This window comes from Leisingera sp. CC-HEC093, from assembly GCF_059429195.1.
The window spans coordinates 630,107-647,501 of sequence record NZ_JCAIJR010000001.1; the positions used below are offsets into that span (position 1 = coordinate 630,107).

The following is a 17,395-nucleotide window of genomic DNA, read 5'->3' on the forward strand; positions in this document are numbered from 1 at the left end:
TGCACGGCAAACCATATCCGGGAAGCAATTTGGCAGGAGAATAAAATTACCCTTGCGGTTAATCTAAAACTTAGTTTCGTTTTTTACGGATACATTCGCGTATGACAGCAGATAGCGTATGCAAAGCTTAGGGAGGACAGCACATGCAAAAGACGCTGAGTCTGCGCTGGCTGGAAGTGTTCCAGCTGATCTCCAAATCGGGATCAATCCAGAAGGCCGCCGCGGAAACCGGCCTGTCGATCAGCACCGTGTCAAATCACTTGCGCAGTCTGGAAAGCGCCCTTGGCGTAGGACTGGTGGACCATACCCGCCGCCCGATGGGGCTGACACCGGCCGGTGTGGTGTTTGCCCGCTATGTCTACGACGGGCTGATGACGCTGCGGCGAGGCGAGGCTGAAATTCGCTCTGGCAGCTGGCAGCATGCCACCGATCTGCGGATGGCGCTCCTTGATGATTTTGACAATGAGGTCGGGCCGGAACTGTTCCAATTCCTCTCCACCGCGCTGCCGCGGTGCAGTTTCCGGCACTACACCCGCCCCAGCCACGAGATCATCGAGAAACTGCAGGCCCAAAAGCTGGACGCAGGCGTTGCCACCCGCCCGTCCGGGCCGCTGTCCGATCTGATCGAATACCCGCTGATGCGCGACCCGTTCATCCTAGTGGTGCCCGCAGGCTACACCGGCGGCATCGAAGAGCTGGCCAAGGCGGATGCCACCCTGCCTTTCCTGCGCTATTCGCGCGAGCATACCATCGGCAAACAGATCGAAACCCAGCTGAGCCGGCTCAAAATTGCGCTGCCCAACCGGTTTGAGCTGGAGTGCAATCAGTCGATCATCGGCCTGGTGTCTGAGGGCAGCGGTTGGGCCGTTACCACTGCAGCCAGCTACCACCGCGCCCAGCGGTTCCATGACAAGATTAAAGTGGTTCGTTTTCAGGGTAAAAGCTTTGCCAGAACAGTCTCGCTGTTCACTACCAGCGTCTACCCCGCCGCCACTTCTCAGCTTATTCATGAGGCACTGCAGAAGTCACTGCGCCTGCACTTCACCGACCCAATCAGCCAACGCTTCCCCTGGCTGGCAGAAGAGTTCCGGACGCTGCCCGCCGAAGACGCCTAGGCCCTGCGGCAATTAGAAACAAACATCCGTGTTTTTCGAAACCAAGCAGGCACAGCTTGACGGTTTGGCTGCGTCGGCGCTGTCTTAAGCGCATCCCGCGCCCTGCCTTTGCGGCAAATCTGGCGGCCCGCAAACGGAAAGTAGCTGATCCACATGGCAATAACCTATTTGAAACAGGCCCATGCGCGCCCTGCCACTGAAGACAGCGATATCCGCGATACCGTCGCCGTCATGCTTGCCAATATCAAGCGTGAGGGTGAGGAGGCAGCGCGACGCTACGCGAAACAACTCGACGGCTGGACCGGCCCGGTTGTGGTGAGCGACGCCCAGCGCCGCGCCGCCTGCAACAGGGTTCCCGATCAGCTCAAGGAGGACATCCGGTTCGCCCACACCAATATCCGCCGCTTTGCCGAGGCACAGAAGGCCACGATGGGCGAATGCGAGGTGGAAGTGATCCCTGGCCTGATCGCAGGGCAGAAGCAGATCCCAGTGTCCAGTGCCGGCTGCTATGTGCCAGGCGGGCGCTACAGCCATATCGCCAGCGCGCTGATGACGATCACAACCGCCAAGGTTGCAGGGGTCCCGCACATCACCGCGGTTTCGCCGCCGCGCCCGGGCAGCGGCATTCCGGATGCGATCATCTATGCCATGGACCTGTGCGGTGCCGACCTGATCCTGAACCTGGGCGGGGTGCAGGGCATCGCGGCCATGGCGCAGGGCCTGTTCGGGTCGCAGCCCGCCGACATCCTTGTTGGGCCAGGCAACTCCTATGTAGCACAAGCCAAGCGGATGCTGTTCGGCCCGGTCGGCATCGACATGTTTGCAGGCCCAACCGACTCGCTTGTGATCGCCGATCACACTGCTGATGTAGAAACCGTCGCCTGGGATTTGGTCAGCCAGGCCGAACACGGCGCTGACAGCCCGGTCTGGCTGGTCACCACCAGCGAGCCGCTCGCCAAAGGCGTCATCGGCCGCGCTCAGGCGCTGATTGACAAGCTGCCCGAGCCCAACCTCTCCGCCGCCCATCGCGCGTGGCACGAACGCGCCGAAGTTATCCTGTGCGGCAGCCGCGAAGAGGCCGCGCAGGTGGCCGACCGCTACGCGCCCGAGCATCTGCAGGTGCAGGCCGAGGACCTTGATTGGTGGCTGGACCGCCTCACCGCCTATGGCTCGCTGTTCCTGGGCAAGGAAACCACGGTTCCCTTTGGCGACAAGATCTCAGGCCCCAATCACGTGCTGCCGACCAGCGGCGCCGCGCGTTATACTGGCGGGCTGTCGGTACACAAGTTCACTAAAACCGTCACCTGGCAGCGCTGCAACACCGCTGCCTCGCGTGAGCTGGCCGAGCGCACGGCCCGTATCAGCCGCACAGAAGGGATGGAGGGCCACGCCATTGCCGCTGAATTGCGGTTGCTGACCGAGAACGTTTAACGCTTTCAGGACGGCGTCTCCAACTGCTGGTCCAGATCGACTGGCCCCAGCACGGCTTCGTCAGGAATGTTGCCGAAATCTGCGACAGTACCGCCATAGCGTTCGGCAAACTGCGCCGCGTCCTCCGGCGACGCAAAAGGCACAACCTCCGGTGCCCCCATACCGCCCGCCACATTGGAGCCCACCACGAAATGCGCACCCTTGGCATCAATCCAGTTGTTCCTGCCGGGGAGTTCCCAGCTTGCTGCCGCGCCCATGTCGCTCACATAGATGGCAGTGATCTCCGCATCCCGTTCCGGGCTTTTCACATAGGCCGCAAGATCGCGCACCTGCGCGAAAAACAGTGGCGCTGGAAAGCCGTCCAAATGGATTTGCCCCTTTGGCCCGCCGTGTTCAGCAACATTCATCTGGCAGAAAAAGCTAAGCGCCGCTTCGGTCAGTTCCACCGGCGCAGGCGGCGGCATAGCCTCCTCCTCCTGGCAGGCGGACAAGACCAGCGCAGCCGCAAAGATCAGGCGTTTCATGGCTCCACCCTCCGGAATGCAGCGCAGGCCAACAGGAAGCCCAGCGCGGGCCACAGCAAGAGAGACAACGGTGCGGCCCAGCCGGGCAAGGCGCTGGCAGCGCCTGCCATACCACTGGACAAGGCCACGCTTTCTGAGGCCGCGACATTCCACAGCCGAAACGCATCCGCCGGGTTGGCGACCATCACCCACGGGAAGATCTTCTGGGTAAAGACCCCGCCGCTGTCCATCACCACAGCCCCCAGCAGGCCGAGGTCATAAAGCACTACAAACACCAGCCAGACGCCCGCTGACATGCCGGCGGCGGCTGTTGCCCCGCTGCTAAGCGCCGACAGCGCATAGCCCAGGACCAAGAACACGGCCCCCAGCAAAATCGATGTCAGCACTAGGCGCCCCAACGCCATCAGGCTATCTGCACCGGCGCCACCGAACCAGGCAGCAACGGCACCTGCCGCGCCAAAGCCGATGCACATGGCAACCGCCAAGGCCGCCAGATGTGCCATCAGCTTACCCAAGAGAATCTCAGCCCGTCCCGCGGGATAGGCCAAGAGCAAGGCGAGGCTGCCCCGGTCACGGTCGCCTGCTACCGCATCAAACCCCATCATCAGCGCCAAGAGCGGCGCGAGGTAGACGGACAAGGTCGTCATCGAGGCTACGGAGACTGTCAGCATGTCCACCCCCAGCGTCCCCGTCGGCGCCGACCCGGCGAAGGACAGCGCCAGCGAAAAGGCCAGCATGATCAGCGTCGCCATGAACAGCCAGCGGTTGCGGCGCAGGATCAGCATTTCGGCGCGGGCAATAGCAAAGGCACGTCTCATTTGCGGTCCTCCCCGGAGTAATGGCGATAAAGATCCTCCAGACGCGGCGGCACCATGTCGATATCCGCCACCGCATCGCCCATGGCGGCAATCTTGCGCAGCTCGGCCATCTTGTCCTGCGGCGAACACAGGACCTCGACCGAGGCGCCGTTGATCCGCCGCCCGCCTGTTTCTGTTGCGATCCGCTCAGCGTGCGCGCCGCTGGCCTGCACCCGCAGCCTGACCGGCAGCCCTGCCTGTGCCGACAGGCCCGCCAGCGTGTCGTCTGCCACCTTCACCCCCTTGCGCAGGATGGCGATCCGGTCGGTGCGCGCCTCCACCTCTGTCAGCGCATGGGAGGCAATCAGCACCGCCGCGCCCTGCTTTGCCAGCTCGTTTATGATGGCGTATAGATCCTGGCGCGAGATCGGGTCCAGCCCGCTGGTGGGTTCGTCCAGCAGTGCCAGTTTCGGGCGGCCCAACAGCACCTGCGCCAGCCCCAGCCGCTGCCGCATCCCCTTGGAATAAGCGCCGATACGGCGGTGCATCGCCTCACCCAGGCCAACCCGCGCCAAGAGGCCCCCAATGTCCGCGCGTTCGCCAGCAAGGCGGGCAAACAGCGACAGCTGCTCATGCCCGGTCAGAGCCGGGTGAAAGCTGACCGCCTCCGGCAGAAAGGCTGTAGCGGCGCGCGCCGCGGCACTGCCGGGGGCTGCACCGCAGATGCGGATGCTGCCGCCCTCATGCCGGATCAGGCCCAGCACCGCCTTGATCAGCGTCGATTTGCCCGCGCCGTTGTGACCTAAAAGCGCCAGCCGCTCCCCCGGAGCAATGTCCAGATCGATGCCATGCAGCACCTGTGTTTTGCCGCGGAACTTGTCTAGCGCGCTGATCTGCAGCGGGCTGTTTGCATTATCCATCTTGTTCAACCTTTCTGGCAGCATCGGGCCGTTCCGGCCGCATCAACGGGTGGCTGTCGATCACCCCGCCGGGCAGCAGCGCCGGGAAGGCCGATTGCGACCACTTCACCAGCTGCACCGCGGGCGAACCCATCAGCAGTTTCGCCGCCGGCTGTGTCCACAGCACATGGTCCATGCTGTCGTTCGGTCGATAGGGCGCGTCGGCAATGCCATCCCCGTCCACATCAAAGCCTGCGAAGTCGGACCAGTAATTACCCTGGCCCGCCTCGCTCCATTCCACCCATTTGGTGGAGACAAACTTCACCTGATGCCGATTGCCGACAAAGGCGTTCCCAACCATCCGGTTGCCGTCGCTGCCTGCCGTAAAATGGATGCCGATGCCGCAGCCCTCGAACCAGTTGCCGGAGAAATCATTCTTGTGCGCGTTATAAAGGAAGGTGCATTTGTTCTTGGCGCCCTTCACGTAGTTTCCGCGCACCTCGCCCTGGTTGGCATAGTTCAGCATCACCCCGTGATCGCGGTCATTCAGCGAAACATTTCCGGTCACCTTGACCCGTTTCGAAAACATCACCGCATAACCCAGGTGATTGCCGATCGAGACGTTACCCGACACCTCGGAATTGTCGGCGTACATGTAATGCACCGCAAAACGCAGGTCGCGGAAGGTGTTGTTGGTGAACCTGTTCTTCTTGGAACTGTTCACAAAGACCCCATCGCGGCCAAAGCGGATGTCGTTGCCGTCCACCACCGCGCCCGGCGCGTTCCAGACGTAGACCCCGTTGCCACGGGCATTCATGTGCCGGTCCAGGCGCCCCTCGATCCGGTTGCCCTGCACAAGGCTGTCCCGGGCGCCATGAATATCCACGCCGTAAAGGTTGCCCAGCAGCACATTGTTCAGGATCCGCGGCGCCTTTGCGGTCTTGGTCAGCTTGATGCCGCTGTCGATCTCCTGATGCGAGGAGCCGGAGCCGACAACCGTCAAATTCTGCACGGTCACGCCGGGGCCGGTCACGGTGATCACCGATCCCTTGCCCTGCCCGTCCAAAGCGGCCTGGCCCTGCCCGTCCAGAATGACAGGCCGGTCCAGCACCAGAGTTTCGGCATATTCGCCGGGAGCGAGGCGGAGGGTGTCGCCATCCGCCGCCTGCGCAAGTGTTTCAGCGATGGCCCCTGCCCGGTTGGGCACATCCCAATCCGCCGCCCACGCGGGCGCCAGGCCGGCAAGGGCCGCAACCAGAGATATGAGCAGGAGCCGTTTCATGGGTTACGCGCTCCGCGGCTCGACCAGCATCCGGCCGCGCATTTCCATGTGCAGCGCATGGCAGAACCACTGGCAGTAGTACCAATGCACGCCCGGGCGTTCCGCTTTAAAGGTCACGGAAGCGGTTGCCTGCGGCCCGACCTCCATCGCAACGCCGAAGTTCGACAGGCAGAAGCCGTGGGTCAGGTCGTCGATGTCGTCCAGGTTGGTGACATAAACGGTGACCTCGTCGCCCTGCTTGACGGTGAACTTCTCGATGCTGAAGTTCGGTGCCTGGCTGGTCATGTAGACGCGCACCTTGTCGCCGTCGCGGATGATGGTGTCCTGCCAGTCGTCCAGATCGACGCCATCCGCCTCTGCCTGCTTGCGTGCCTCACTCCACATCGGGTCGTTGCGGTCCCAGATGCTGACAGGGTTCACCTTGGAACGGTGGACAATGATCGAGTCGTGCGGCTCGGCAAAGGTCGGGCCGTCGTGCACCACCTTCATCTTGTCGCCGGAGATATCGATCAGCTGCTCGTTCTCGGGCTTCAAGGGACCCACGTTCAGGAACCGGTCCTTGGAGAACTTGTTCATCGAGATCAGCCACTTGCCGTCCGCCTCGGCGGTTTCGCCCATGGAGGTGGAGTTGTGGCCCGGCTGGTACTGCACATCGACCTTGTCCATGATCGGGTCCACATCGGCGCCGGCATAAGCCTCGATCGCCTTGGCGATGTCCCATTTCACCACCTGACTGTCCAGGAACAGGGTGGTGTAGGCATAGCCGCGGTTGTCGAAGGCGGTGTGAAGCGGGCCAAGGCCCAGCTGCGGTTCCGCCACGATTGCGGAACGCGGTTCGGCATCGGTGTCAAACAGCGCGTCCAGCTTCTCAACGTCGATCACCGAAACGGTCGGCGACAGCTTGCCGTTGACGCAGACGTGTTTCTTGTCCGGTGCAGTGTTGATGCCGTGCGGCGAGTTCGGGATCGGGATATAGCGGGTCAGCTTGCCCGGCGCGTCCTTGCGGCCGTCAACTACTTTGGCACCGTTCAGCTCCTGATACTCGCCGGCCTCGATGGCGGCTTCGATGGCTGCGATGTTAAAGACAACCACGTGGTCCAGTTCGTTCTCGGTCATCTCGGCCAGGGTCATGCCCATTTCCGAGTTGTAAGAGGTCGAGTACGCGTATTTGCCCTGATAGTCGCAGTCGGTGTTGTCCAGGTTGCCCGAGACGATCACCTGCCAGGCGACTTCCATGGTGTCACCATCGATGGCGGAGAAGATGTTCACGTATTGCGACGGATCATCCAGGATCTGGCCGTCATTGACCAGCGGTGCTTCGTGCTCACCATTGGCAAAGACATAACCAGTGCGCGGGAACTTCTGCGGGCGCAGGCCGTGGATGTCCTTGGCGTTCGGGATCTCGATGATCTTGTCGCACTTCATCACATCGCAGCGCACCCGGGCCACGCGGGTATTGGCCTTGTCGTTCATGAAAATGAAACGGCCGTCATAGGTGCCGTCGGTGAACGACATATGCGGGTGGTGCAGGTCGCCGTTGTCATAGGTGACCTTGCCGTTGGCGGCGAGGAATTCCTTGGTCTCCGGCAGAAGGCCTTCGGTCAGGATCTTCAGCGATTCATTGGTCTGGCCCCAGCCGGTGGCAGAGCAGCGGTTGAACACCGGGATCCGCATAAATTCCCGCATTGACGGCACGCCCAGAATGCGCAGTTCGCCGGTCTGGCCCGAGGACCAGAAACCGTAGTACTCATCCAGCTCGCCCGGCTCCAAATTGACGCCCCCGGCCTGGGCAGGCTTCGCCCCCAGCAGTGCGGAGCCGGCGCCAGTGGCCGCCAGAACGGCACCGGAGGCGGTGGCCCCCAAGAGGCCGCGGCGGGTGACGGGCAGTTTGTTTTTCAGGTCTTCAGACATGATGTCCTCCTTCAGGAAACTTTTGTCCTGTTCGCGTTGGGGTGATTGGCAGGCGGACGGCCCAGAGAGACGTCTGGTGCCGGGTTGCCGGTCTTGGCCCGGCGTTTCAGTTGCTTGATGACAACCGGGCATTTGGTTTCGGATTGGTACAGAACCTGGCAATGCAGGCAGTTCACACATTCGTTCGGGTTGATCTCACCGGTCGGGTGGATGGCCTGAACGGGGCACTCATTGGCACAGGTCTGGCAGGGGCTGCCGCATTCTTTGTAGCGACGCAGCCAGTCGAACATGCGAACCCGCGCCGGGATCGCCAGCGCCGCGCCCAGCGGGCACAGATAGCGGCAATAGAAGCGTTCAATGAACAGCCCAGCCAACAGCAGCGCCAAGGCAAAAACCACAAACGGCCAGTCGCGGACGAACTTCAGGATGATCGCGGTCTTGAACGGCTCCACCTCAGCATAGGTTTCGGCCAGCGGGATCGACACCATCGAGATGCCAAACAGACCAAGAAAGATCATGTACTTCGCAGGCCACAGACGCTCATGCAGGCCCCACGGCAGGGTGATCTGCGGCACCTTAAGGGCGCGGGCGATCTTGTTGGTCAGTTCCTGCAGCGCGCCGAATGGACACAACCAGCCGCAATATGCGCCCCGGCCCCAGAACAACAGCGCCGCTGCCACCGCAAACCACTGGATGAAGACCAGCGGGTCCAGCAGGAAGGCATCCCAGGAGAAACCGCTGCGCAAAGACCCCGCCAGCGCCATCAGGTTCACCACGCTCAGCTGTGCATTGGCATACCAGCCCAGGAACACCAAGGTGACAGTCAGGTATCCGATCCGGAACCAGTAGAAAGTGCGCGCATTCGCGGTCGCTTGGAACTGGAAGAAGAACACCCCCGTCAGCACCAGCAGCATCACGCCCAGCACACCGATCTCGAGCGTGCGGTCTTTCCAGATCCGCTGCCACAGCGCGGCTTTCGCGGCCGCCTCGCCAGTGTCGTCTTCTACAACCTTGGGCGCAGGCGCGGCAGGCAGCAGAAACTGTTCAGGCAGATTGTAACCCAGATCAAACGTCAGGAACGTCCGCTCAAGCGCCCCCACGGACCGCTGCACCAGCAGTTGCAGACGGAACGGCTCAGCGGGGTCGAACTCCGCATCTGCCGGTATCTTGAACAGGTCCAGCTCTGCAAAGCTGGGGCTGTCAGCAGTCGCCAGTTCCCCCAGCCGCTTGTGCTGTTTGTCAAAGAACCGCACTGAGGCATCGCCCTGAATCAACTGGATCCGGTCGAAGATGCCACCCCGCACATAGCCCGACCCCTTGAAGCTGTAGCTGCCGCGACCCAGCACCAGAATGGCGTGCTCGCCTTCCTTCAGCCAGGATTGCAGGTTCTGGTACTCCGCCTCGCCCAGCAGCGACTTGCCGATGGAGGGCACGGAAACCAGCGCCATATGCATGTCAATGAAGGTGTCGTCCGGCGCGCCCGGCTCCGGCCGCTTGATCGCACGCTGATCGCCGGTGGCCTCAAAGGCCGCGTTGATCTGGCCCACGTCCAGCGTCATCCGCCGCACCGAACCGTCACCTGCCAGGGTGGTCCAGTCGGAAACTTCTTCGCGCGCCATGTCGACCTCGCGTGTCGGCCCGTCCGCCTGTACCGGTGACAGACCGCCCAGACCCAGCGCGCGAGCCACCTTGATGCCTGCCCGCACCAGGCTGTCGTCGATCACCATAATCGTCACCGTCGCGCCTGAGATGATGTCGAGGTCATGAGCATCACCGCCCGCTGCTGCCTCAGCCTTCAGATCCAACCCGGCATAGCTTTCGGTTAGCTTGACCATCTTGGAGTTCGGGATGCCGATCAGCACAATCGGTTCGGAGTGCTTGACCAGCTTAACGCCTGTCAGAACCGCATCGGTGTCAATTGCAGCCACCACATGGATCGGCTTGCCGCTGTAACCGGTGGTGCCGACGAAATCGGAGGTTAGGAAAGCATAGGCAACCGTCTCACCCGCCTTCAGCACCGGCGCCACTGGCACATCGCTGCGCACCGGACCAAACGCCTCGGCGCCGGGAACCAGGTCTGCAGGTGTTAGTTCTGTCAGGAAAGAGTCGAGGCTGTCTGCCTCTGCCGCCGCAGCAAAAAGGGCGGCGATTGTCATCACAAGGGCTGTCAGCCAGCCCTGGAAGGCGCGTGTCAGGACCATGGCGCCTCTCCTTTATCTTGAGTGGCTGCCACGGACGCGCAGAATGCGCGTTCGGATATTTTTGTGACTAGCGGAGGCCCGCGGCCCTCGTGCCAGTATTGCGCCGGGTTTGGCTGCAGCGCCGTGCCAACTGGCAAAAGCACGGCGAAATCTGCCGCCTGGCGGATGCCGGAGTGCAGGAAGGTGGCAGAACCGGCCCCGGTTTCAGCCGCACACAGCGCGCAGGCACTGCATTTCGGGCAGTCCTGCCTCTCTCCACTGCCTCCATCGGAGACCTGGATTTCCACTATGCCAAACTCACCGCAGATCTCGATCCATTCACCGCCGGCAGCAGCCTGCCCCGCACCGGGAAAGGCCACCTGCAGCACCAGCATGAATACCGCGCACAGCCCCGCCAGCCGCCGGAACAGGCCGGCGCGGCAAGCAGAGGGTATAAAAAGGGTGCGCGGCATCTGTTACAAGATTCTCTTGCTGCATTTGCCGCCGACACTAGAGGGAACTTCAGCGCCGTTATTTGATGTATGTCAGATAAATCAGAAATTCCGGGCCAAATTTCTCCGACTCGGAATATGGGCTAAACACCCGTCATTTCAGCCTTTCTCCAACCTCCGGAAGGCTAGGGCAATCACGCCGGCAATCGCCATATAGACCAGCGCCAACAGCAAAAGCGGCTCATAGACGATAAATGTATCAGCCCGCACGCGCGAGGAGACCGCATAGATTTCCATCACCGTGATCGTCGCCACCAGCGGCGTTGCCTTCAGCTGCAGGATGGTTTCTCCGCCCAAAGTCGGCAGCACATTGCGGATCGCCTGCGGCAACCAGATCCGGCGGAACATGGTGAACCTCGGCATGCCAAAGGACTTCGCGGCCTCAAGCTGCCCCTTGGCTACCCCCGAGAATGCGCCCCGCATCACTTCGCCTTCATAGCCCGCATAAGACAGAGACAGCGCCAGCACCGCATAAGGCCAGGCCTGGCGCAGGTACGGCCACAGTTCGGACGAGCGGATCCAGGGAAACTGCGGAAACAGTGAACCCAGCCCGTAATACAGCAGCCAGATCTGCAACAGCAAAGGCGTGCCGCGGATGATGGTGCAGAATGTGCGGGCCGGAATGGACAGATACCAAGGCCCCACGGCCTGGGCCAACCCCAGCGGCACTGCCAGCAGGAACCCGATGACAAGGGATACCGCCAAGATCCAGATCGTCGTCCACAACCCTTCCAGCGCCAGTGGCGCATATTTCGGAAGCCAGTCCCAGCGCAGCGAAACCGCGCACCAGATCACCAGCGCCGCAAAGATCAGCATCATGACGATACGGTGCGGCTGCATCAGTTCCTTTAAACCAGTCATGACGTGCCCCCCTTCAGTGAAGGCTGCCCGCGCCGCGCCCATTTCTCAATCCGGGCAAAAACCGCACCGGAGCACAGCGTCACCATCAGGTACAGGAACCCAGCGGCCAGGAAGAAGGTGAAATAGGCCCGCGTGCTGCTTGCCGCCTGGCGGGTCTCCAGCGTCAGCTCATTGAAACCGACCACGGCCAGCAGGGCAGTGTCCTTGGTGGCGATCAGCCACAAGTTTGCCAGCCCCGGCACCGCGAAGCTCATCATCGCCGGAATCGTCACCCGGCGCATGATCATAAAGGCAGGCATGCCATAGGATTTCGCCGCCTCGATCTGGCCGACGGGGACCGCCTGGATAGCGCCGCGCAGCACTTCGGTGGCATAGGCCCCTTGCACCACGCCGAGCACCCAGATGCCGGCCGCGACGCCGTTGATCTCAATCCGGCCGCCGCCCATGGCTTCGGAGATCTTATTTATGATATCGCTGCCGACGTAGTAGAGGATCAGGATCAGCACCAGTTCCGGCACCGCCCGGATCACCGTGGTGTAAATGGCGAGAAGATCACGCGTGACCTTCCCGCCGTAGAGTTTTCCGTAGGCCCCGAACAGCCCGATAACCAGCCCCAACCCAAAAGCGCCAAAGGCGATCTGCAGGGAGTTGGCAAGCCCGCGCAGCAGGTTGCCGCCCCAGCCCGAAAGCGACAGCAGCTCCGCGCTGGCGCCGAGGCCCAGAAAATCAAACAGTCCGGTCACGTCAGCACCTTAGTAGATGCTGGTCGTGAAATACTTGGCGGTGATCTGCTCGTGGGTGCCGTCGGCCAGGATTGCCGCGATACCCTTGTTCAGCGCCTCGCGCAGCGCGTCGTCGCCCTTGCGTACACCTGCGCCGACGCCGCGGCCCAGGATCGCCGGGTCGTCGGCCACCGCACCCTTGATTTCACAGCAGCTGCCAGTGTCCGAACCCACGAAATCAGCCATCGCAATGCTGTCCGCCTGAGTCGCGTCGATGCGGCCCGCAAACAAGTCCTGGTTGGCCTCATCCTGTGTTTGGTAGACCTTCAGTTCCGCATCTTTGAAGTATTCCTGCGCATAGGCCTGATGGATGGTCGAAGCCTGAATGCCAACGATCTTGCCTGCCAGCGATTCCGGAGTCGCCTCTATATCCATCGACTTGTCCGCCACGATCACCGCCGGCGTGTTGTAGTAGGGGTCGGAGAAATCAATGGTCTTCATCCGCTCCTCAGTGATCGACATGGACGCCATAATGGCGTCGACCTGCTGGCCGGTCAGCGACGGAATGATGCCATCCCAGGCCACTGGCGTAATCACGCAGTCCAGTTCAGCGGCAGCGCAGACCGCGCCAATCACCTCGACCTCCCAGCCGACCCAGTTGCCAGAGCTGTCGAGCGAGGCGAACGGCGGATAGGGTTCTGCGGCGATGCCGATCTTCACCTGTTCTGCAGCAGCGGCACCGGCAGTCAGTGCGGCAGCTGCCGTTGCAGCGGCAAGCAATGCTTTCAGTTTCATATGGTCTCTCCCTGTTGATTTTCTTGAGACAGTTTTGCGTCAGGCGACCGAGCTCAAAAATTGCTTCAGACGGCCTGATTGCGGATTGCCAAAGACCTCGGCAGGCGGCCCCTGCTCTTCGATGCGGCCCTGGTACAGATAGACAACGTGGTTTGCGACTTCGCGCGCGAATTTCATCTCATGAGTCACCAGCAGCATGGTGCGCCCTTCGGCAGCCAGACCGCGGATCACCGTCAACACCTCGCCCACCAGCTCCGGGTCCAGCGCTGAGGTCGGCTCGTCGAACAGCATTGCGGACGGATCTACAGCCAGCGCACGGGCAATAGCCGCCCGCTGCTGCTGGCCACCTGACAGATAGGCGGGATAGGTGTCTTCCTTGCCGCCAAGCCCCACACGGTTCAGCAGCTCGTGTGCCCGCTCGATGGCCTCGGCCTTGGGCACTTTAAGCACATGCACCGGCACTTCGATCACGTTTTCCAGAAGGGTACGGTGGCTCCAAAGGTTGAACTGCTGGAACACCATTGCCAGCTTGGTCCGGATGCGTTCGATCTGCTTCTGATTGGCCGGGCTGCCATCACCTCGCATTGCCACTTCTTCGCCGCCGATCAATATCTTGCCGGAGGTTGGTGTTTCCAGGAAATTGATGCAGCGCAGCATCGTGGACTTGCCGGAACCGGAGCCGCCGATGATCGCCACAACATCGCCCTGATGCGCGGTCAGATCGACGCCTTTCAGCACTTCCAGATTACCAAAGGACTTGTGCAGATCCTCGACCCGGATCGCCTCACGGCGCGTATCTGTCTCCGGAGCTGATGCGGCCGCAGCGGCTGTATCCATCTTTACGCCTTCCCGAATTTTCCGATTGCAGTAAGCCGCGACTCGCGCAATTATGCAAGCGTATAATTTATCTGGGCGATAAAAATGGGAGCTGAGGTGAGCGACGAGCGCCGTAAATTCAAACGTGAATCCGCAGCATCCAGGAAGGAGGCGCTGATTCTAGCCACGCTAGAGCTGGTGGCCGAAAACGGCGTGCGCGGGGCAACGGTGCGGGGAATCGCGGAGCGCGCCGATGTGACACAAGGGCTGATTCGGCACTATTTCAGCTCCAAGGAAGAGCTGATAACCGCGGCCTATGAACACCACATGACCTTCATGACCGACCAGACGTTCGCCCCGGCATCGGCTGTTGAGGGATCCGCACTGACCCGGCTTATTGCCTTTGTGAATGCCTCACTCACCCCGCCAGTCGTGGATCCGCGATCCATCGCGCTTTGGGCCAGCTTTCTCAACAAGGTGCAGCAGGACCCCCACATGAAAGCGACACACGAACGCACCTATGCCTATTTCCGCGACCAGTTGGAGGCGCTGATCACCGCCGCGCTGGAAGAAGCGGGCCAACCGGCCCCGCCCGCGCGGTTACGACAGCTGGCGATTGCCTGCAACGCGCTGATTGACGGGTTGTGGCTGGAAGGCGGCGCCCTTCCTGATGCCTTCGCACCGGGGGAGCTGGCAGAAATCGGGCGGCAATCGGTTGCTGCCATGACCGGACTAAGCTTGGAACAAGGGGCTGAAACACCATGAGGCTTACTGCGATCACCGAACGGCTGGCTGGATTGGGCGGCGGCAAATGGGAAGTTCACTTGAAGGCACGGCAAATGGCTGCAGCCGGCACCGACCTGGTAGAGATGACCATCGGCGAGCCCGATGTGCCGACGCCGCCGGAACTGATCGAGGCCGCTGCGCAATCCATGCACGCGGGCCGCACCGGCTATTCCGACGGCAGAGGCGAGGCGCAACTGCGCGCAGCGCTGGCTGAGGCATATTCCCTCAGCCGCGGACGGTACTTCGGGCCGGAAAACATCCTCTGCTTTCCCGGCACCCAGACCGCGCTTTTTGCGGTGCTGCAAGGTGTGGCAGAACCCGGCACCGAGGTGCTGGTAGGCGACCCGATGTATGCCACTTATGAAGGCGTGATCCGCGCGTCCGGCGCCGCCATGGTGCCGGTGCCGCTTCAGCCCGAAGCCAGTTTCCGGATGCAGGCCAGCGACATTGCCGCCCGCATCACCCCGCGCAGCCGCGCGATTCTACTCACCACCCCGCACAACCCGACAGGCGCCATCCTGACACCGCAGGACCTGCGCGAAATCGGCGAACTGGCGGTGAAACACGATCTTTGGATCATTTCCGACGAGGTCTATGAGCACCTCGTGTTCGAAGGCGCAAAGTTCTCCTCCCCCCTCTCCGATCCGGCACTGGCGGAACGGGTCATCGCTGTTTCCTCGATCTCCAAATCGCATGCTGCGCCAGGTTTTCGCAGCGGCTGGTGCGTTGGACCAGCCGCGTTTTGTGCAGCTCTGCTGCCGGTCTCGGAAACCATGCTGTTCGGCAATCAGCCCTTCATCGCCGACATGACCGAAAGGGCGGTGCGCGAGGGATCTTCCGTGGCCGCAGGCATGGCGTCCCGGTTTGCCGCCCGCGCCGCGCTGCTGGAACAGCGCCTGCACGCAGATTCCTGCTTGCGCGTCCACCGGCCCGAGGCTGGCATGTTCGCGCTGATCGACGTCTCAGCCACTGGGATGGACGGCGACACCTATGCTTGGGACCTCCTGGACAGCGGCGTCGCCGTGATGCCCGGTTCTGCTTTCGGCGACGGATTGCGCAACTGGGTACGGGTCGCCCTCACCATTGATGACATCAGTTTTGCCACCGCGATCGACAGGATCGCTGCCCACGCAAACCGCAATGCAAGAGGCGCCGCATGACCACGAAAACAGTTGGTGAAGCCCTGGTTGACGGCCTGAAGGCACGCGGTGTCACTTGCGTGTTCGGCATTCCCGGCGTCCACACTGTGGAACTGTACCGCGGCCTGGCCGCCTCCGGTATCCGTCATATCACCCCCCGCCACGAACAAGGCGCGGGGTTCATGGCAGACGGTTACGCGCGGATCTCCGGACAACCGGGCGTGGCCTTTGTGATCACCGGTCCCGGCCTCACAAATACACTCACGCCCATGGCGCAGGCCCGCGCAGATTCGGTGCCGGTGCTGGTGGTATCCGGCGTCAACGCCACTGCAACCCTGGGCAAGGGCCACGGCCATCTGCACGAGCTTCCGGACCAGCACGCGCTGGCCAGCACGGTGGCGCTGACCTCCGAGCATGTCGCCAGGCCCAGCGATCTGGAGGCCGCGCTTGACCGTGCCTTTTCCCCTTTCGCCAACGGTCGCCCCGGCCCCACTCACATCCAGGTCCCGCTGGATGCGGCAGGAGCGGCAGCACAGGGCGGCGCATCCGGAACCGCACCCGATCAGCAGGCGCCTGACCAGAAAAAAATTGCCGAAGCCGCAAAACGCCTGACCGCCGCAAACAACGTTGTGATCCTTGCAGGCGGCGGCGCCAAGTCCGCAGCTGCGGAAGTGCAAGCCTTGGCCGAACGCCTCGACGCCCCCGTGGTGCAAACCGTTAATGCCCGTGGGCTGATGCATGGCCATCCGCTGACCGTTCCCGCAAGTCCCAGCCTGCAAGCTGTGCGTTCGCTGATCGAAGACGCCGATTGCGTCCTGGCGCTGGGAACCGAGCTTGGGCCGACCGATTATGACATGTATGCCACCGGCAGCATGGCCCGGATGGCCGGGCTAATCCGGGTGGACGTCTGCGCTGACCAGCTGGCCCGCCACGGGACAGACATCGCCATTCACGCCCGCGCCGGTGACTCTGCAGCAGCACTGCTCACAGCACTTCCCTCAGCGCCCAAGGAAAGCCGGGGCACCGAACGGGCGGACCAGACCCGCACCACCGCGTACGAGGAGATCGGCCCGGATTACCGCCAGCAGGTCGAGGTGCTGAACGCCATGCGCGAAGCGGTGCCGAACGCCTTGATGGTGGGAGACTCGACGCAGCCGATCTATGCTGGCAACCTCTATTATGACCACGACCGCCCCGGCGGCTGGTTCAATGCCGCCACTGGCTACGGTGCGCTCGGTTTCGGCATTCCCGCCGCCATCGGCGCCGCAATTGCCGACCCGTCCGCGCATGTGGTCTGCATTGCCGGCGACGGCGGCGCCCAGTTCTCCCTGCCGGAGGTCATGGCCGCAGTGGATGAGAATTTACCCATTACCTTCGTGATCTGGAACAACCGCGGCTACGGCGAGATCGCCACCTCGATGGCGGCCGTGGACGTCCCCGTGGTCGGCTGCGACCCCACGCCGCCGGAGTTCGGCCCCGCCGCTGCCTCTTTCGGCATCCCCTATACCCGCTCATCCGCGGAACCGCAGGCAGTTGCCGACGCACTCCTGAAGGCCAGCAAACACAGCACCCCTTCCATTCTAGAAATCAATGTCACCGAATCCGTTCCAGCCCAGGAGTAACAC

Annotated in this window: 16 protein-coding genes; 5 read left to right on the forward strand and 11 right to left on the reverse strand. The window is 62.3% G+C overall.

Annotated elements, in window-relative coordinates:
* Positions 1–143 precede the first annotated feature (143 nt).
* Both AC5STB_RS03045 and hisD read left to right on the forward strand, forming a co-directional pair.
* The gene (locus AC5STB_RS03045; protein WP_495441516.1) at positions 144–1,115 is read left to right on the forward strand and encodes a LysR family transcriptional regulator; all 972 of its coding nucleotides are present in this window, start codon (positions 144–146) and stop codon (positions 1,113–1,115) included.
* 153 nt (positions 1,116–1,268) lie between these two features.
* On the forward strand, positions 1,269–2,546 hold the full coding sequence (hisD, locus tag AC5STB_RS03050; RefSeq protein ID WP_495441517.1) for a histidinol dehydrogenase: 1,278 nt from the start codon (positions 1,269–1,271) through the stop codon (positions 2,544–2,546).
* A gap of 5 nt (positions 2,547–2,551) precedes the next feature.
* On the opposite strand, the gene AC5STB_RS03055 is transcribed toward hisD, so the two are convergent.
* The 11 genes from AC5STB_RS03055 to AC5STB_RS03105 all read right to left on the reverse strand — a co-directional run bounded on the left by AC5STB_RS03055 (position 2,552) and on the right by AC5STB_RS03105 (position 13,866).
* The gene (locus AC5STB_RS03055; RefSeq protein WP_495441518.1) at positions 2,552–3,070 is read right to left on the reverse strand and encodes a nitrous oxide reductase accessory protein NosL; all 519 of its coding nucleotides are present in this window, start codon (positions 3,068–3,070) and stop codon (positions 2,552–2,554) included.
* Positions 3,067–3,888: an ABC transporter permease gene (locus AC5STB_RS03060; protein WP_495441520.1), complete on the reverse strand. Its 822-nt coding sequence runs from the start codon at positions 3,886–3,888 to the stop codon at positions 3,067–3,069. The genes AC5STB_RS03055 and AC5STB_RS03060 overlap by 4 nt, the downstream gene beginning before the upstream one ends.
* Positions 3,885–4,787 (reverse strand): ABC transporter ATP-binding protein, encoded by a 903-nt coding sequence (locus AC5STB_RS03065; protein ID WP_495441522.1) that lies wholly within the window; start codon positions 4,785–4,787, stop codon positions 3,885–3,887. Before AC5STB_RS03065 ends, AC5STB_RS03060 begins: the two co-directional genes overlap by 4 nt.
* Complete coding sequence (locus tag AC5STB_RS03070) at positions 4,780–6,048, reverse strand: nitrous oxide reductase family maturation protein NosD (protein WP_495441523.1); 1,269 nt, start codon at positions 6,046–6,048, stop codon at positions 4,780–4,782. Before AC5STB_RS03070 ends, AC5STB_RS03065 begins: the two co-directional genes overlap by 8 nt.
* 3 nt (positions 6,049–6,051) lie before the next feature.
* Positions 6,052–7,959, reverse strand: a complete 1,908-nt coding sequence (gene nosZ, locus AC5STB_RS03075; RefSeq protein ID WP_495441524.1) for a TAT-dependent nitrous-oxide reductase — start codon at positions 7,957–7,959, stop codon at positions 6,052–6,054.
* Positions 7,960–7,970: 11 nt separating this feature from the next.
* A complete protein-coding gene (locus AC5STB_RS03080; protein WP_495441525.1) occupies positions 7,971–10,160 on the reverse strand; it encodes a 4Fe-4S binding protein in 2,190 nt (729 codons plus the stop codon).
* Positions 10,151–10,612 (reverse strand): hypothetical protein, encoded by a 462-nt coding sequence (locus AC5STB_RS03085; protein ID WP_495441526.1) that lies wholly within the window; start codon positions 10,610–10,612, stop codon positions 10,151–10,153. The genes AC5STB_RS03080 and AC5STB_RS03085 overlap by 10 nt, the downstream gene beginning before the upstream one ends.
* 138 nt (positions 10,613–10,750) lie before the next feature.
* A complete protein-coding gene (locus AC5STB_RS03090) occupies positions 10,751–11,512 on the reverse strand; it encodes an ABC transporter permease (RefSeq protein ID WP_495441527.1) in 762 nt (253 codons plus the stop codon).
* Positions 11,509–12,255, reverse strand: a complete 747-nt coding sequence (locus tag AC5STB_RS03095; RefSeq protein WP_495441528.1) for an ABC transporter permease — start codon at positions 12,253–12,255, stop codon at positions 11,509–11,511. Before AC5STB_RS03095 ends, AC5STB_RS03090 begins: the two co-directional genes overlap by 4 nt.
* A gap of 9 nt (positions 12,256–12,264) precedes the next feature.
* Complete coding sequence (locus tag AC5STB_RS03100; RefSeq protein ID WP_495441529.1) at positions 12,265–13,029, reverse strand: transporter substrate-binding domain-containing protein; 765 nt, start codon at positions 13,027–13,029, stop codon at positions 12,265–12,267.
* A 39-nt stretch (positions 13,030–13,068) separates the two neighbouring features.
* Positions 13,069–13,866, reverse strand: a complete 798-nt coding sequence (locus tag AC5STB_RS03105; RefSeq protein ID WP_495441530.1) for an ABC transporter ATP-binding protein — start codon at positions 13,864–13,866, stop codon at positions 13,069–13,071.
* A gap of 96 nt (positions 13,867–13,962) precedes the next feature.
* On the opposite strand from AC5STB_RS03105, the gene AC5STB_RS03110 reads away from it, so the two are divergent.
* The 3 genes from AC5STB_RS03110 to AC5STB_RS03120 are packed head-to-tail and all read left to right on the forward strand — an operon-like array spanning position 13,963 to position 17,392.
* On the forward strand, positions 13,963–14,610 hold the full coding sequence (locus AC5STB_RS03110) for a TetR/AcrR family transcriptional regulator (protein ID WP_495441531.1): 648 nt from the start codon (positions 13,963–13,965) through the stop codon (positions 14,608–14,610).
* Positions 14,607–15,791, forward strand: a complete 1,185-nt coding sequence (locus AC5STB_RS03115; RefSeq protein ID WP_495441532.1) for a pyridoxal phosphate-dependent aminotransferase — start codon at positions 14,607–14,609, stop codon at positions 15,789–15,791. Before AC5STB_RS03110 ends, AC5STB_RS03115 begins: the two co-directional genes overlap by 4 nt.
* Positions 15,788–17,392, forward strand: a complete 1,605-nt coding sequence (locus AC5STB_RS03120; protein ID WP_495441533.1) for a 5-guanidino-2-oxopentanoate decarboxylase — start codon at positions 15,788–15,790, stop codon at positions 17,390–17,392. Before AC5STB_RS03115 ends, AC5STB_RS03120 begins: the two co-directional genes overlap by 4 nt.
* The last annotated feature ends 3 nt before the right edge of the window (positions 17,393–17,395 follow it).

What these genes read in the sequence shown, in the direction of transcription:
- AC5STB_RS03045 (WP_495441516.1), top strand. Translation starts at nt 144, where the DNA reads ATGCAAAAGACGCTGAGTCTGCGCTGGCTGGAAGTGTTCCAGCTGATC.
- hisD (WP_495441517.1), top strand. Translation starts at nt 1,269, where the DNA reads ATGGCAATAACCTATTTGAAACAGGCCCATGCGCGCCCTGCCACTGAA.
- AC5STB_RS03055 (WP_495441518.1), bottom strand. Translation starts at nt 3,070, where the DNA reads ATGAAACGCCTGATCTTTGCGGCTGCGCTGGTCTTGTCCGCCTGCCAG.
- AC5STB_RS03060 (WP_495441520.1), bottom strand. Translation starts at nt 3,888, where the DNA reads ATGAGACGTGCCTTTGCTATTGCCCGCGCCGAAATGCTGATCCTGCGC.
- AC5STB_RS03065 (WP_495441522.1), bottom strand. Translation starts at nt 4,787, where the DNA reads ATGGATAATGCAAACAGCCCGCTGCAGATCAGCGCGCTAGACAAGTTC.
- AC5STB_RS03070 (WP_495441523.1), bottom strand. Translation starts at nt 6,048, where the DNA reads ATGAAACGGCTCCTGCTCATATCTCTGGTTGCGGCCCTTGCCGGCCTG.
- nosZ (WP_495441524.1), bottom strand. Translation starts at nt 7,959, where the DNA reads ATGTCTGAAGACCTGAAAAACAAACTGCCCGTCACCCGCCGCGGCCTC.
- AC5STB_RS03080 (WP_495441525.1), bottom strand. Translation starts at nt 10,160, where the DNA reads ATGGTCCTGACACGCGCCTTCCAGGGCTGGCTGACAGCCCTTGTGATG.
- AC5STB_RS03085 (WP_495441526.1), bottom strand. Translation starts at nt 10,612, where the DNA reads ATGCCGCGCACCCTTTTTATACCCTCTGCTTGCCGCGCCGGCCTGTTC.
- AC5STB_RS03090 (WP_495441527.1), bottom strand. Translation starts at nt 11,512, where the DNA reads ATGACTGGTTTAAAGGAACTGATGCAGCCGCACCGTATCGTCATGATG.
- AC5STB_RS03100 (WP_495441529.1), bottom strand. Translation starts at nt 13,029, where the DNA reads ATGAAACTGAAAGCATTGCTTGCCGCTGCAACGGCAGCTGCCGCACTG.
- AC5STB_RS03105 (WP_495441530.1), bottom strand. Translation starts at nt 13,866, where the DNA reads ATGGATACAGCCGCTGCGGCCGCATCAGCTCCGGAGACAGATACGCGC.
- AC5STB_RS03115 (WP_495441532.1), top strand. Translation starts at nt 14,607, where the DNA reads ATGAGGCTTACTGCGATCACCGAACGGCTGGCTGGATTGGGCGGCGGC.
- AC5STB_RS03120 (WP_495441533.1), top strand. Translation starts at nt 15,788, where the DNA reads ATGACCACGAAAACAGTTGGTGAAGCCCTGGTTGACGGCCTGAAGGCA.